Source organism: Kitasatospora sp. NPDC051705, from assembly GCF_044453265.1.
Taxonomy (GTDB): domain Bacteria; phylum Actinomycetota; class Actinomycetes; order Streptomycetales; family Streptomycetaceae; genus Kitasatospora.
Genome location: NZ_JBITCO010000001.1, coordinates 1 through 13649 on the forward strand (window position 1 = coordinate 1; position 13649 = coordinate 13649).

Sequence of the window (13649 nt, forward strand, 5' to 3'; positions counted from 1 at the left end):
GCCCGCCCGCCCCCCGCCCCACCCCACGGGGCCCCCCCCCGGGGGGAAACCGGTCCACCCCCCACCCCCCCGGCCGCGCCCCGCCCCCCGGGGACAGGGGGCGGCCCGCGACGGGACCCCACCAAGGCGGCAAACCCCAGGAACGAGGGGCCACCGCCTCGGCGGGACAGGAGAACAGACAGACCAGACAGACCAGCCCCCACCCCGCCGAACGGACGGACCCGGCCGGGGCCACCGAGGGCGGACCGACCGCACGGACCAGACCCGGCAGCCCGCACGGGACGGGACGGACCAGACCCGGCAGCCCGGACGGGACAGGAACCGGCCCGACCGGGCGGGCCACGCCGAACCGGGCGGGCCGGCGGGGAGCCGGCCACAGCGGCCGGACCCCGACCGGCCCGACAAGCCCAACAGGCCGGCCGAGCGGGCCGGGAGGCGGCCGGCCCGGGCCGGCCCCGGGCGCCTGCGGACGGCGGGCTCCCCGGACCGGCAGGCCGCCCCGGGGAGGGCGGGCCTGCCCGGGAGGATGAGACGCCCGCACCGGCGGGCCGCCCCGGGGGTTGGCCGCCCCGGGGGTTGGCTCCCCCCGGGGGTTGGCTCCCCCGGGGCTTGGGCGCCCGGGGGGCCGCCCGGGGGCTCCCCGGGGGGTGGGGCGGCCCCCCGGCGCGGGTCAGGTGATGGAGGCGCCCGAGTCGATGCTGATGACCTGCCCGGTCATACAGTCCTGATCGAGGAAGAGCCCGATCGAACGGGCCACCTCCCGCGGGGTCACGAACCGCGGCACCGGGACCTTCTGCAGCATCCCCGTGACCACGTGCTCGGGCAGCGTGTCCGTCATCCCCGTGATCATGAACCCCGGCGACAACGCGTTGACCGTCACCCCCCGCCGCCCGCACTCCGCGGCCAGCGTACGGGTCAGCCCCACCAGACCGGCCTTGGACGCCGCGTACGCGGTCTGCCCGGCGGTCGCGATCAGCGCCGACGGCGACACGATGTTCACCACCCGCCCCCACCGCGCCCGCAGCATCGCCGGCACACACACCCGCGCCGTGTGGAACGCACCCACCAGATTCGTGTCGATCACCTGCCGCCACTGCACCGGATCCTGCATCGCCATCAACGCGTCCTTGCGCACCGCACCGTTGTTGACCAGCACGTCCACCGGCCCCAACACCTCACCGATGCGCTCGTACATCGCCGTGACCGCCGCGAAGTCCGCCACGTCACCGGTGACCACCACATGCGCGTTCACCAGCTTGCCCGCCACGTCCTCGGCCGCCTCACGGGCACTGTTGTAGTGCACCGCCACCCGACACCCGGCCGCGTCCAGCTCCAACGCCAGCTCACGCCCCAGCCCACCGGAGGCACCCGTCACCAACGCCACCGGCGCATCCGGACGCACACCGAACACCTGAGCCCCGCTCACCGCGCCCCTCCCCACGTCAACAGCACCGAACCCCACGTCATCCCCGCCCCGAACCCGGCCAGCAACACCGTGTCACCGTCCTGGATCCGGCCCGCGTCCAACGCCTCCGCCAACGCGATCGGAATCGACGCCGACGCCGTGTTCCCGTACCGCTCCAGATTCGTCACCAACCGATCGGAGGGAATACCCGTGTGCGCGAGAACCGAGTTGATGATCCGGATGTTCGCCTGATGCGGCACCACATGATCCACATCCGCCGGCGTCAGCTTCGCCTGCTCCAGCGTCTCGCGGATCGTGCGCACCGTGTACCGCACCGCGTTCAGATAGATCTCGTTCCCGTTGATCTGCGCGTAATGCAGACCCCGACGGACCGTCTCCTCACTGGTCGGCAACCGCGAACCACCCGCCAGGACCTTCAGACTGTCCTTGCACGAGCCGTCCGCACCCAGGTTCCACGCCAGGATCCGCTCCACCGAACCCGGCTGCAACACCACCGCACCAGCACCGTCACCCACCAGGATCGACAGATCCCGGTCCTGCGGATTCGCCGTCAGCGTGTGCGTGTCCGAACCGATCAGCAGCACCGGCCGCGGATCCATCCGCAACAACCCCGCCGCCGTCACCAACCCGTACACGAACCCCGCGCACTCCGAATTCACGTCATGCGCACTGCCCGCGATCTCCAGCGCCTCGTGCACGAACGCCGACGTCGCCGGCGAAGGCTGCTCGGGCGTGGCCGTCGCCACGATCAGATGCGCGATGTCCGCACCCGACAGCCCCGCCCGCTCCAACGCCCGCCGACCGGCCTCGACAGCCATCGACGCGGTCGACTGCCCCGCCCCGACCGCCCGCCGCTCACGGATCCCGCACCGCGACACGATCCAGTGCTCATCCACACCGAACCGCTCGGCCAGCTCCACACTGGTCACCACACGCTCAGGGACCGAAATCCCCCACCCCGTGATGTCGAAGCCGCTCATCGACCGACCCTTCCCTGCGGATCAGACGCCGGCCTGGCCCACGAGCGCCAGAATCCGCCCGTGCACCACCCGCAACGTCGTCGTGTCATCGATGTCCGCGAACAACGACTCATCCGCCGGAATGTGCGGGTACCGGTTCTGGAACCCGTACAACCACTCCATCAGATCCAGCGAATCCACATCCGCGATGTGCTGCAACGCCGCATCCGCATCGATCTCCTGAGCACCCGACACCGCCTGCAACTGCGCGGCCAGATCCTCGACACTCGGAACCTCGGACATAACCATCTTCCCTTTCACTCAGACGATCCCTGACAGACAGACCCCACCCACAACCACCAGGCAGAGCCACAACACAACCGAACCCGCACAACCCGAACCAACAGGCCACACGGACCGAACAGGCCGAACAGGCCGAACAGGCCGCACGGACCGGACCGGAGGAACCAGACCAGAGGAACCGGACCAGGCCGAGCTCGAACGAGCCAGACCATCCCGGGCCAGGCCCGAACGAACCGGACACAACAGGGCTGGACCACCCCGGACTCCAACAGGCCGGACCGAAAATGACCGGACCGGGCAACGCTCGGACGGACGGACCGGACAGACCGGACCCGGCGGACCGGACGGACCGGGCCAGGTGAACCGGACGGACCGGACGGACCGGACGGACCGGGCCAGGTGAACCGGACGGCACGGGCCAGACCAGGCCGGACTGCACCTGGCTGCACGACCTGGAGCAGGCCGCGCCGGAGCAGGCTGGACGACACCCGACCCGACAGGCCCGAAACGGACCCGACCAGACCCGGCCGGACAAGGCCGGACAGGACCGGGCCGGAACGGAACGGGCTTCGTGGGCCGCACGGCCGGGACAGACACCGCACCCCACAGGCCACCGGCCCAGGGCGACGACGCCACCCGCACAGCCCACACGAGACCCGACCCGCGAACCCGGACCGGACCCCACAGCGAGAGCCCCACCCACGGCAGAACCGGCCCGCGACCGGCCCCCGCGAAGCAGGACACCCGACGCCGGCCCCGCGAACGAGACCCTCACCCACGGACCCTGCAACGGCCGGCCCCCGCGAACGAGGGAACCGAGGCAAGCCCGGGCCGGACAGACCCGCGGGAAACCACCCCCACCCCCGCCCGCACACCACCCCGCACCCCCGCCCCGCCCCGCCCCCACCCCCGACTCACCGGAGACAAGAACGAACGCGACGAAAGACGAACGAGACGACACACGAACAAGCAACAGGAACGGTCAGCCCGCACCCCGCGACACGACACCGCGAGACCCGAAGCCGTCTGCCTTACCGAAACCGCATGAAACCCGCCCCCACGCAAACAACCCGCAACCCCCCACCAGCCACCACGCTTGCGCACCGCTTGCGACAAGCACGCTTACCTGACCACCTGACCCACCCCACAACACACCGCACCCACACGCACGAACACCCAAGCCCAACACCCCGACAACCACACACCAACCGGCAACCGGCAACCGGCAGAACAGCCAGACACCGGGCAACCAGGCACCAGAACAGCCAGGCAGCCAGGCAACCAGGCAACCAGGCACCAGAACAACCGGGCAACCAGGCACCAGAACAGCCGGGCAGCCGGGCAACCGGGCAGCCGGGCAGCCGGGCAGCCGGGCAGCCGGGCAAGGCCACCAGGCCACCAGGCGCCCGAACAACGGGACAGCGGGACAGCGGGAAGCCGAACCGCGGACAACAGGCAGCCGGCCACCAACCGGCAGCACTTCAGACACCGGGGCACCGGCACCAGGACGCGAAGGGAAGGGACCACGTGCAACCACCACCAACAACGCACACCACCCCCACCCCCGACGACCACGCCACCCACCACCGCGCACCGGCCACCACCCCGCACCGTCACCACCACGGCAACACCCCCGGCCGGACAGCACCCCACCTCCGCCAACACCCGCACCCGCACCCGCACCCGCACCCGCACCCGCACCGGGAACGGGAACGGAACCGGGCCCGCACCGGGAACGGGAACGGAACCGGGCCCGCACCGGGACCCGCACCGGGACCGGCAGCCCCCGGGTACCCGCCACCCACACCCCGGGTACACCGCCGCCCCTGCCCCCAACGGCAGGGACCGCACCCGGCAACGACCGACAGGCCGACACGGGGGGTCACGGGACGGCGGCAGCAACCGCGCTCACAGCCACACCAAGAGCGACCACGCCGCCCACCGGCACAACCCGGGCCGCCACCCCCGTCCCACCCCGCAACCACAAGCCCCTCCACGGGCCAACAGGACGCGGACCGCACCACACACCCGGCCCGCACCGGGCGACGAACAGCCCCACCCCACTCAGCGCGGGACACCACCACACCAACCGGCCACCACCACACGGCCGTTCACGCAGGCAGGCCACCAGCACCCGGGCACCCCTCCCACCGGACGGCACCAGGCCGCCCCACGGACAGCACCAGCCCACACACAACGGCCAACCCACACCCTCCGGGGCAGCACCAACCCAATGGAAGGCGGCCCACCACCCGGCACCAGGCCGCACCACCCACCACCGCACAGCGCAACCAGCCACACAGCGCAACCCCGCCAGGCCACAAGCCGCACACGAAACGCGACACAGCCCGGCACCCACACCCGACGGCGACGTCAACCAACCACGGAAACACCGCAGTTCACCTACACACCCCCGCAAGCCACGCCGACGCCACCCCGGCGCCACCCAGCACGACCCGGGCGTGCCACCCAGCGCCGAACAACGCCACCCCCGGACCAGCCCACCCAAAGCCGGCCCCCGCACCACCAACGGCCACCAGGCCCACCAGGCCCACCGCACCACCCGGCGTCTGCTCCCGGCGACCACCGCCAACACCCCTGCAGACACCCAAAGCCCCACCCAACAACACACCCCAGCACCACCGCACCAAAGCACCACAGCGGCCCGAGGCATTGAGGCACCACAGCACTGAGGCAACAAGGCACTGAGGGACCGGGACACCGGGACACCGGGACACCGGGACACCGGGGCACCGGGGCACCACCGGGCGCCGATGGCACCGGCGATCACCGCCGGCCACCACGCCCCCAAGACCACACAACCTCAGGGCCCAACGACCTCAGGGCCCAACGACCTCAGGGCCGCACAGACTCGACGCCCCACGGTCCCGCGAGCTCGAGGCCCCACAGCCTCAACGCCCAACGGCCACACGGCTCCACGGCCCCACAGGCCAACGGCCACACGGCTTCAGGGCCGCACAGACTCAACGCCCCACGGCCACACGGCTCCAGGACCCACAGGCCCGCGGCCCCTCAGGCCCACGGCCGCGGCCCCACAGGGGCCCGGCCCGCGGCCGCGACCACCGGGCACCACCGCCCACCCACCACCACCACGTGAGGACCCACCCCATGACCACCATCGACGCCCGCACCATCAACCCCGACGTCGAAGCCATCCGCCACCACTACGAGGTCGGCAACGACCTGTACCGCCTCATCCTCGGCCCCACCATGATGTACTCCGGCGGCTACTGGGAGGACGGCGAAGACCTCGTCGCCACCCTCGACGAAGCCCAGGAACGCAAGCTCGACGTCTTCACCGACCTCGCCCACGCCACCGGCACCGCCAAGGTCCTCGACATCGGCTGCGGCTGGGGCACCATGCTCAACCGCCTCACCACCGTCCACGGCGTCAAGCACGCCGTCGGCGTCACCCTCTCCCGCACCCAAGCCGACTTCGTCCACGCCCTCGGCAACCCCGCCATCGAAGCCCGCGTCGAAAGCTGGGAAGACCACAAGGCCGACGGCGACCCCTACGACGCCGCGTTCTGCATCAACGCCCTCGAACACTTCGTCCTGTCCTCCCTCACCCCCAAAGAGCGCACCCAGCGCTACCGCGTCTTCTTCAAGCAGGTCCACTCCCTCCTCAAGCCCGGCGCCCGCTTCGTCCTCCACACCATGACCGTCGAAAACCCCCCACTGCGCCGCCAGCTCCTCGACGACCTCAAGTTCCTCCAGCGCGAAGAATTCGAAGGCTGCCACATCCCCCGCCTGCCCGAACTCGCCGCCGGCCTCGACGGACTCTTCGAAGTCACCGAAATCCGCAACGAACCCGAATCCTTCGCCCGCGCCTGCCGCGCCTGGCTCGAACTCCTCGCCGCCCGCCGCGACGAAGCCGTCACCATGTCCGACGAAACCACCGTCAAGCGCTTCGAACGCTACCTCGACATCTTCGCCTACACCCTCGAAGACCACATCTTCAACAACTTCCGCGTCACCCTCACCCGCCGCGCCTGACCCCGGAGGGACACCACCATGACCACCACCGCCCCACCCCCCACCGGCCCCGCCCACAACCACCCCACCACCCCGGCAACAAACACCGGCACAGCCACCGACACAGGCACGGCAACAGCCACGACCGCGGACACGGCCGGCGCCGACACCACCCCCCTACGCCACCTCAAAGTCGCCGTCATCGGCGCCGGCATCTCCGGCCTCGGCGCCGCCATCCGCCTCCTCCAAACCGGCACCGACGACTTCCTCGTCTTCGAACGCGCCCACGACCTCGGCGGCACCTGGCGCGACAACACCTACCCCGGCTGCGCCTGCGACGTCCAAGCCCACCTCTACTCCTACTCCTTCGCCCGTAACCCCGACTGGAAATCCACCTTCGCCACCCAAGCCGAAGTCCACACCTACCTCAAAGACACCGCCCGCCGCTTCGGCGTCGAACCCCACCTGCGCTACGACCACGAACTCCTCACCGCCCGCTGGAACCCCACCCGCCAGCACTGGCACATCCACACCACCCAGGGCCACTACACCGCCCAGATCCTCATCACCGGCACCGGCTACCTCTCCGAACCCGCCCTGCCCGACATCCCCGGCCTCTCCACCTTCACCGGCACCCTCTTCCACTCCGCCCAATGGCGCCACGACCACGACCTCACCGGCCGCAACGTCGCCGTCATCGGCACCGGCGCCTCCGCCATCCAATTCGTCCCCCAGATCCAACCCACCGTCGCCCACCTCGACCTCTACCAACGCACACCCCCCTGGGTCGCCCACAAACCCGACAAACCCAACACCCCCCGCCACACCTGGCTCCTCCGCCACCTCCCCGGCTACCAGAAATTCCGCCGCAACTTCAACAAACACGGCCGCGAAATCGTCGCGTTCTTCATGTCCCGCCCCAGCCGCACCACCGGCATGAAAAACATGGCCGCCGGCCACCTCAAAAAATCCGTCCCCGACCCCGAACTCCGCAAACTCCTCACCCCCGACTACACCGTCGGCTGCAAACGCCTCCTCTTCTCCAACACCTGGTACCCCGCCATCCAACAACCCAACGTCACCATCATCCCCGACACCATCACCCACATCGGCCCCACCCACATCACCACCCAAGACGGCACCACCCGCCCCATCGACACCATCATCCTCGCCACCGGCTTCACCACCACCACCCGCCCCATCGCCCACCGCATCCACGGCACCAACGGCACCACCCTCGCCCACCACTGGACCACCCACGGCATGACCGCCCACCGCGGAACCACCATCCACGGCTTCCCCAACCTCTTCATGATCCTCGGCCCCAACACCACCCTCGGCCACTCCAGCCAAACCGTCATCATCGAATCCCAGATCACCTACATCACCCAAGCCATCAAAACCCTCACCACCCGCAACATCACCAGCATCCAACCCCGCCCCGAAGCCCAAACCACCTACAACAACACCCTCAACAAACGCCTCAAAAACACCGTCTGGAACACCGGCGGCTGCACCAGCTGGTACACCGACAAACACGGCAACAACCCCAACATCTGGCCCACCTACACCTACCGCTTCAAAAACCAAACCCGCCACCTCGACCTCACCAACTACCAAACCACCACCCACACCCACCCCTAACCACCCCACACACCAAAACCACCAAAACCAAACAACCGGAAATCACCGCCGGGATTCACCGGTGACGACGCCCCCCACGCCCGCCGGCCACCCCCACGGACCGGCGGGCACACGCCCGACCGCCGCACCCAGCCCCAGGCTCAGACCCACCGAACGCCGAAGTACGGACATGCGAAACACCGAATCCGACCGAGAGAAGGACCTCCCATGACCCGCCCGCCCCTGTCCCGACGCTCCGTGCTCGCCGGCACCGCCGCGACCGCCACCGCGATGGTCATCGGCTTCGACTCGGCCACGCGCGCCTGGGCGACCACCCAGGACGCAGTCCCGGCCGGGCGCCTCGTCCCCGTCCCGACCCTGGACGGCACGCTGACCTCGAGCGCGGCCACCGTGGCCGAGTTCAGCCAGGACTTCGGGCGGCTGACGACCAGCACCCCGTACGCCGTCCTGCGGCCCGGCTCCGACCAGGACGTCGTCAAGATCGTCAACTACGCGCGCTGCAACGGCCTCAAGGTCGCCATGAACGGTCGCAGCGGCACCGGGACCGAGCTCGAGTCGCACTCCAACTACGGCCAGGCCGGGGTCGCCGGCGGGATCAGCATCGATGCCCGTTCGCTGAACCGCATCCACTCCATCTCGGCGACCAGTGCGACCGTCGACGCCGGCGTCACCTGGGCCCAGCTCACCGATGCCGCGCTCGCCAAGGGTCTGACGCCGCCGTGCCTGACCGACTACCTCCACCTGTCCGTCGGCGGCACCATCAGCGTCGGCGGCATCGGCTCCACCGTCCAGAAGTACGGCCTCCAGGCGGACACCGTGGAGTCGATCGACATCGTGACCGGCACCGGGCAGCTCGTCACGGCCACCGCCACCCGCAACCGCGACCTGTTCAACGCCGCGCTGGCCGGCGCCGGGCAGTTCGGCATCATCCTGCGCGCGACGGTCAAGCTGGTGCCCGCCCCGCAGCGCGCCCTCGTCTTCAACCTCTTCTACGACAACCTCGCCACGTACCTCGCCGACCAGGAGACCATCCTCCGGGACGGCCGTTTCCCCAGCCAGGTCGGCGAGATCGTCCCGCAGCCGAACGGGGCCGCCCCCCGGTACAAGATCGAGACCGTCGTCTACTACAACGGCACCACCGCGCCCGACCCGGCGCGTTACCTGGCCGGTCTGTCGCCCGTCGCCGCCGACACGCTCATCGCCGACCAGACGTACCGCGAGTACACGTTCCGTGCCGACGCCTTCGCCGACAACCTGAAGAACCTGGGCTACTGGAACGAGCCCAAGCCGTGGCTGAGCCTCTTCCTCCCCGCTTCCAAGGCCGCCACCTTCGTCAACTACGCCCTGCCCGCGCTCACCCCGGACGCCATCGGCGGCGGCCTGCTGCTCTTCTACCCCTTCCCGACCAACAAGATCACCCGGCCCAACGCGATCACGCCCAACGAGCCGGTCACCTACCTCTTCGACCTGCTGACCTTCCCCCACCCCGGCACCGACCCGGCCCCCCAGCTGCAGCGCAACCGCACCCTGTACGACTACGCCACCACGCTCGGCGCCAAGCGCTACCTGGTCGGCGCCGTACCGCGGATGACCCAGACGGACTGGCAGCGCCACTACGGTTCCCAGTGGGCCACCCTGACCGCCCAGAAGTTCCGCTACGACCCGGCTCGCATCCTCACGCCGGGCCAGAACATCTTCGGCTGAGGCGCCGCGCCGCACCGCCCGTTGACGCGACCCCGGTTACTTCCCCTCCCCGACCAACCGCGTCACCGAACGACCGGGTCCAGGGCCCGCACCGCCCGCGGACCGCCCGGAGCTCCAGACCGCCCGGAACCCACCTCACCACGCCTCGTCGAGGCCACCAGCGGAGGCCGGAGATGACCACAACCCACCCCGCCCCGACGACCGTCCACACCATCCCCGGTGGGCCCGCCGCCCCCGGTGGCATCCGACGCCTCGGCGTCGCCACCGTCCTCGGCACCCTCCTCCCGCCCGGCGTCGAGTGCGCCGAGGCCTTCGGGCCCCCGCCCGAGGGCCCGCTCCTCGGGCCGGAGGCCGAGCACATCAAGGGCCGGACCCCCCGCCGGCGGCGCCAGTTCACCGCCGCCCGCACCCTCGCCCGCACCACCCTCACCGCCCTCGGCCACCCGCCCGTCCCGCTCGTGCCCGGCCCCGGCGGCGCCCCCCAGTGGCCCGAAGGCGTGACCGGCAGCATCACGCACACCCACGGCTACACGGCCTGCGCCACGGCCCCCACCGCGCGCCTCGCCTCCCTGGGCATCGACGCCGAGCCGGCGCAGCCGCTCCCCCACGGCCCCCTGCAGCTCGTCACCAGCGAGGCGGAGCGCCACCACCTCGCCGGACTGCCGGCCGGCCGCGTGCCCTGGGACCGCCTCCTCTTCAGCGCCAAGGAGGCCGTGTACAAGGCCGGCTACCCGCTCACCCGGCGCTGGATCCCGCTCGCCGCCATCACCGTCACCCTCGACCGGGGCCACGGCTTCACCGCGCACCACCCCGATCTCCCCGACGCCCACCGGGGCCGCTGGACGATGGTGCAGAACGTGCTCATCACCGCCCTCGTCATCCCCCGGACGGAAGAACCGGCAGGTCAGCGCCCCCTGCCCGGGGTCGACGCGCCGCGCTGACCGCTGCCAGGATGTCCCGGTGTCCTCCCGCGCCCTCACGGAAGCCCGCCTGCGCGGGGTCGCCGCCAATCCGGCCGCACCGCCCGAGGTGCTGCTGCGGCCGCTGAGCCCGCAGGCCCGCGCCGCCCGGGCGCCGCTCTGTCAGGAGCGCGCCTGCCCGCCGACGTCGTCGAGGCGGTGATCGCGCACCCGGAGCGGGCGGTGCGGGCCGGCTTCGCCCGCAACCGGCGGGCCGCCCCCGAGCAGCGCGGCCCCGGCCGGCCGACGAGGAACGGCTGCTGCTCTCACGGCGCGAACGGCCGGTAGGCGAGGGCCAGTTCGACCACCTCGGCGGCTGTCGGCTCCGGCTCGCCGGGCGGGTAGATCGAGTAGATCAGGTCGCTGACATAGCCAGTCGGACAGCCAAGGCCCCTGTCCAGCGCCTCCAGCGTGCGGTCGATCTCGGCGTCGTTGTAGCAGTCCCCATCCATGATCTTCTGCACCATCGCAACGGCCGACTCAAACGTCATCACTGCTCCGACCACTCCCTCCAGGACGCGGAGAGTTTAGCGAGTCGCGTGATCGACCGGACTGTCCCTAGGGTGGGACCGAAGAACGATCACCGAGCGCCCGGGGGGGGCCGAGATGACCACGACCACAGCCGTCCGATGGCGACGCCGCACCGTCCAGGGGCTCGTCGGCGGCGCAGTGGTGCTGGCGGCCCTCGGGCTGGTGGGCGACCGGTGCAGTGAGGACGGCGGTCTGCTCACCCCCGCCGAGCTGTTCCACCGCCCGCTGCTGTTCGGCACGTTGATCGCGGGCGCGCTGCTCGCCGCGGTCCTGATCGGCGTCCGCGACATCGTCGTCCGGGCCCTCACCACCGTCATGGCCGTCCTCCTCGGCCTGCTCGCCTCGCCGTTCTACATCCTGGCCGGCGACGGGACCAGAACATCGATGAACGAGGCCGCACCCGGCCGGGACGACCGCCACCTCGTCGTCGAGGAGGGGTCCGCGATGATCGACCCGCTCTGGTGGGTCTACGTCGACCAAGGCACCGGCCTCACCGAACGCCGGTGGAGGGTCGGCTACTTCAACGGCGACGCGGGCACGAACGCCCTGACGGGCGCCGCCTGGGACGGCCCCGACCACATCCGCCTCACCACCGGCGACACCCGGACGCAGGTCGTGGAGCTCACCGCATCCGGCCGCCCCACCCGGACCGTGACCCGCGGCCAGTGACCGCCGCAGATCCGCCCGGCGGCGGCCGCCGTCGAACGGGGCCACACCGGGTGGCCTGCCGGATCCGGCCGGTCTACCGGGTCGCCGTCCTCAGGTGGCCGGCGTGAAGGCCGGGAAGGCCGCGAACCAGAGCACCACGAAGGTCGCGATCGTCATGAGCGGGACGAGGAACCTCGTCTCCACCCTGTTGCCGGTGCGCTTGATCAGGGCGATTTCGTAGTGCCGCCCGAGAGGCCAGAACAAGGGTATTCCCCGCCTGGTCAGAAGGTCACCGAGCAGGTGCGCCGATACGCCCAGGGCCACCGCGCAAGGCAGCCACTGCGGGGTGTTCGGCAGCCAGGAGTCCAGCCCGGCCGCCCCGAGCGCGGCCAGGCCGGTGGGGTAGACCCAGGTCGCCGGACCGCTGCCGGGCGGATGCAGGTGCAACGCCCGGACGGCCAGCGTCAGGAGGCAGAACGTCAGGCCGAGGGTGAAGCCGCGCCCGAGACAGCTGATGCCGGTCCAGGTGCCACCGCCCGCCAGCACGACGAACAGCAGCGAGTGGGTGGCGCGGCGGTGACCGCCGGAGATCCAACCGACCAGTCGGCAGAGCGCTCTGGAGACCGGCCCGAGCCAGTGCGCGAACGTGCTGTCGTGGTGGTCCAGGTCGGGCAGGAGGGCAGCACCAGCACACAGGATCGTGCCCATCAGGACGTCGGCCGGCCCGAGAGGTCGGCCGACGAGTACGGGCGGGAGATGGGGTGAAGCGGCCGCGAACAGCAGCGCCCCACCCACCGCGTGCGAATGTCCCATCATGCGGCCCCGCCCCCTGTCGCTCTCTTCGGCCGGCCGGCCGACCGATCGGGCGGTCGACACGAGACGGGTCGCCGGGCTATCGGGGACGGCCGGTTCGCGCTGTGCGCCCGACAGCACGTCGGCTACCCGCGATCATCATCTTGAAGCACCGCCCGTGTGATCCCGACACCTTGACGAGGTGGCGCACCTGCTGGGGCAGCGCCCACCTGCTGGGGCAGCGCCACTCACGTGGTCTGCGCACCGGTGTCAGGAGCCTGACGGTGTACCGCCCCGAGCACCCCGCCACGCCGTGACCCGGCGCCGCGCGGTATCACGCGGCGATCCACGGCTCGGCCCTCATCCGGTGACGAAGGCGGCTGAGGGCTGGAGGCCCGCGAGGTCCGGAGCCGTGGCCGGCCGTTCGGGGCTGCCGGGTTCCCGGGGCTCCCGGTGACGCCGGTGAGGCCCCGGTCACGTCACCGGCCGGGACGTCGACACGGTCGGCCCGCGGCGGTGGTTCCGGCTGCCGGGCCGGGCCGCGGACACCGGTCCGCCCGGGCCGACGGGGGAACGAGCGCGGTGAGGATCGCCGCGAGCGCGAACGGAACCGGCAGCAGGACCACGGCCATGATCATGGACGCCCCTCGGGTGACGAGCAGGATCTGTACCGGCTTCCCCGATCTC

General features: G+C 71.2%; 11 protein-coding genes. 6 read left to right on the forward strand and 5 right to left on the reverse strand.

Annotation, left to right across the window (positions count from 1 at the left end):
* Window positions 1–670: 670 nt before the first annotated feature.
* The 3 genes from ACIA8Q_RS00005 to ACIA8Q_RS00015 are packed head-to-tail and all read right to left on the reverse strand — an operon-like array spanning window position 671 to window position 2688.
* Complete coding sequence (locus tag ACIA8Q_RS00005; protein ID WP_360206677.1) at window positions 671–1426, reverse strand: SDR family NAD(P)-dependent oxidoreductase; 756 nt, start codon at window positions 1424–1426, stop codon at window positions 671–673.
* Window positions 1423–2406, reverse strand: a complete 984-nt coding sequence (locus ACIA8Q_RS00010; RefSeq protein WP_360206675.1) for a beta-ketoacyl-ACP synthase 3 — start codon at window positions 2404–2406, stop codon at window positions 1423–1425. Before ACIA8Q_RS00010 ends, ACIA8Q_RS00005 begins: the two co-directional genes overlap by 4 nt.
* A gap of 21 nt (window positions 2407–2427) precedes the next feature.
* Window positions 2428–2688 (reverse strand): hypothetical protein, encoded by a 261-nt coding sequence (locus ACIA8Q_RS00015; protein WP_360206673.1) that lies wholly within the window; start codon window positions 2686–2688, stop codon window positions 2428–2430.
* Between the two features lie 3129 nt (window positions 2689–5817).
* Here ACIA8Q_RS00015 and ACIA8Q_RS00020 point away from each other — a divergent pair.
* The 5 genes from ACIA8Q_RS00020 to ACIA8Q_RS00040 all read left to right on the forward strand — a co-directional run bounded on the left by ACIA8Q_RS00020 (window position 5818) and on the right by ACIA8Q_RS00040 (window position 11154).
* Window positions 5818–6705, forward strand: coding sequence for a class I SAM-dependent methyltransferase (locus ACIA8Q_RS00020; protein ID WP_360206670.1), 888 nt, complete (start codon window positions 5818–5820; stop codon window positions 6703–6705).
* A gap of 18 nt (window positions 6706–6723) precedes the next feature.
* Entirely contained in the window at window positions 6724–8328 is a 1605-nt protein-coding gene (locus ACIA8Q_RS00025; protein ID WP_396316462.1) for a flavin-containing monooxygenase, read from the forward strand.
* Window positions 8329–8535: 207 nt separating this feature from the next.
* Window positions 8536–10032 carry an FAD-binding protein gene (locus ACIA8Q_RS00030; protein ID WP_360206664.1) on the forward strand — a complete coding sequence of 499 codons (1497 nt, stop codon included), beginning with the start codon at window positions 8536–8538 and terminating at the stop codon, window positions 10030–10032.
* Between the two features lie 173 nt (window positions 10033–10205).
* The gene (locus ACIA8Q_RS00035; protein ID WP_396316463.1) at window positions 10206–10973 is read left to right on the forward strand and encodes a 4'-phosphopantetheinyl transferase; all 768 of its coding nucleotides are present in this window, start codon (window positions 10206–10208) and stop codon (window positions 10971–10973) included.
* 19 nt (window positions 10974–10992) lie between these two features.
* Window positions 10993–11154, forward strand: coding sequence for a hypothetical protein (locus tag ACIA8Q_RS00040; protein ID WP_396316464.1), 162 nt, complete (start codon window positions 10993–10995; stop codon window positions 11152–11154).
* Between the two features lie 103 nt (window positions 11155–11257).
* Here ACIA8Q_RS00040 and ACIA8Q_RS00045 read toward each other — a convergent pair whose 3' ends face one another.
* Complete coding sequence (locus tag ACIA8Q_RS00045) at window positions 11258–11482, reverse strand: e9imm peptide (RefSeq protein WP_360206656.1); 225 nt, start codon at window positions 11480–11482, stop codon at window positions 11258–11260.
* Window positions 11483–11597: 115 nt separating this feature from the next.
* On the opposite strand from ACIA8Q_RS00045, the gene ACIA8Q_RS00050 reads away from it, so the two are divergent.
* Window positions 11598–12191, forward strand: coding sequence for a hypothetical protein (locus tag ACIA8Q_RS00050; RefSeq protein ID WP_396316465.1), 594 nt, complete (start codon window positions 11598–11600; stop codon window positions 12189–12191).
* Between the two features lie 90 nt (window positions 12192–12281).
* Here ACIA8Q_RS00050 and ACIA8Q_RS00055 read toward each other — a convergent pair whose 3' ends face one another.
* Window positions 12282–12986 (reverse strand): metal-dependent hydrolase, encoded by a 705-nt coding sequence (locus ACIA8Q_RS00055; protein WP_387903729.1) that lies wholly within the window; start codon window positions 12984–12986, stop codon window positions 12282–12284.
* Between the last annotated feature and the right edge of the window lie 663 nt (window positions 12987–13649).

What these genes read in the sequence shown, in the direction of transcription:
- ACIA8Q_RS00030 (WP_360206664.1), top strand. Translation starts at nt 8,536, where the DNA reads ATGACCCGCCCGCCCCTGTCCCGACGCTCCGTGCTCGCCGGCACCGCC.
- ACIA8Q_RS00015 (WP_360206673.1), bottom strand. Translation starts at nt 2,688, where the DNA reads ATGTCCGAGGTTCCGAGTGTCGAGGATCTGGCCGCGCAGTTGCAGGCG.
- ACIA8Q_RS00010 (WP_360206675.1), bottom strand. Translation starts at nt 2,406, where the DNA reads ATGAGCGGCTTCGACATCACGGGGTGGGGGATTTCGGTCCCTGAGCGT.
- ACIA8Q_RS00050 (WP_396316465.1), top strand. Translation starts at nt 11,598, where the DNA reads ATGACCACGACCACAGCCGTCCGATGGCGACGCCGCACCGTCCAGGGG.
- ACIA8Q_RS00045 (WP_360206656.1), bottom strand. Translation starts at nt 11,482, where the DNA reads ATGACGTTTGAGTCGGCCGTTGCGATGGTGCAGAAGATCATGGATGGG.
- ACIA8Q_RS00035 (WP_396316463.1), top strand. Translation starts at nt 10,206, where the DNA reads ATGACCACAACCCACCCCGCCCCGACGACCGTCCACACCATCCCCGGT.
- ACIA8Q_RS00025 (WP_396316462.1), top strand. Translation starts at nt 6,724, where the DNA reads ATGACCACCACCGCCCCACCCCCCACCGGCCCCGCCCACAACCACCCC.
- ACIA8Q_RS00055 (WP_387903729.1), bottom strand. Translation starts at nt 12,986, where the DNA reads ATGATGGGACATTCGCACGCGGTGGGTGGGGCGCTGCTGTTCGCGGCC.
- ACIA8Q_RS00020 (WP_360206670.1), top strand. Translation starts at nt 5,818, where the DNA reads ATGACCACCATCGACGCCCGCACCATCAACCCCGACGTCGAAGCCATC.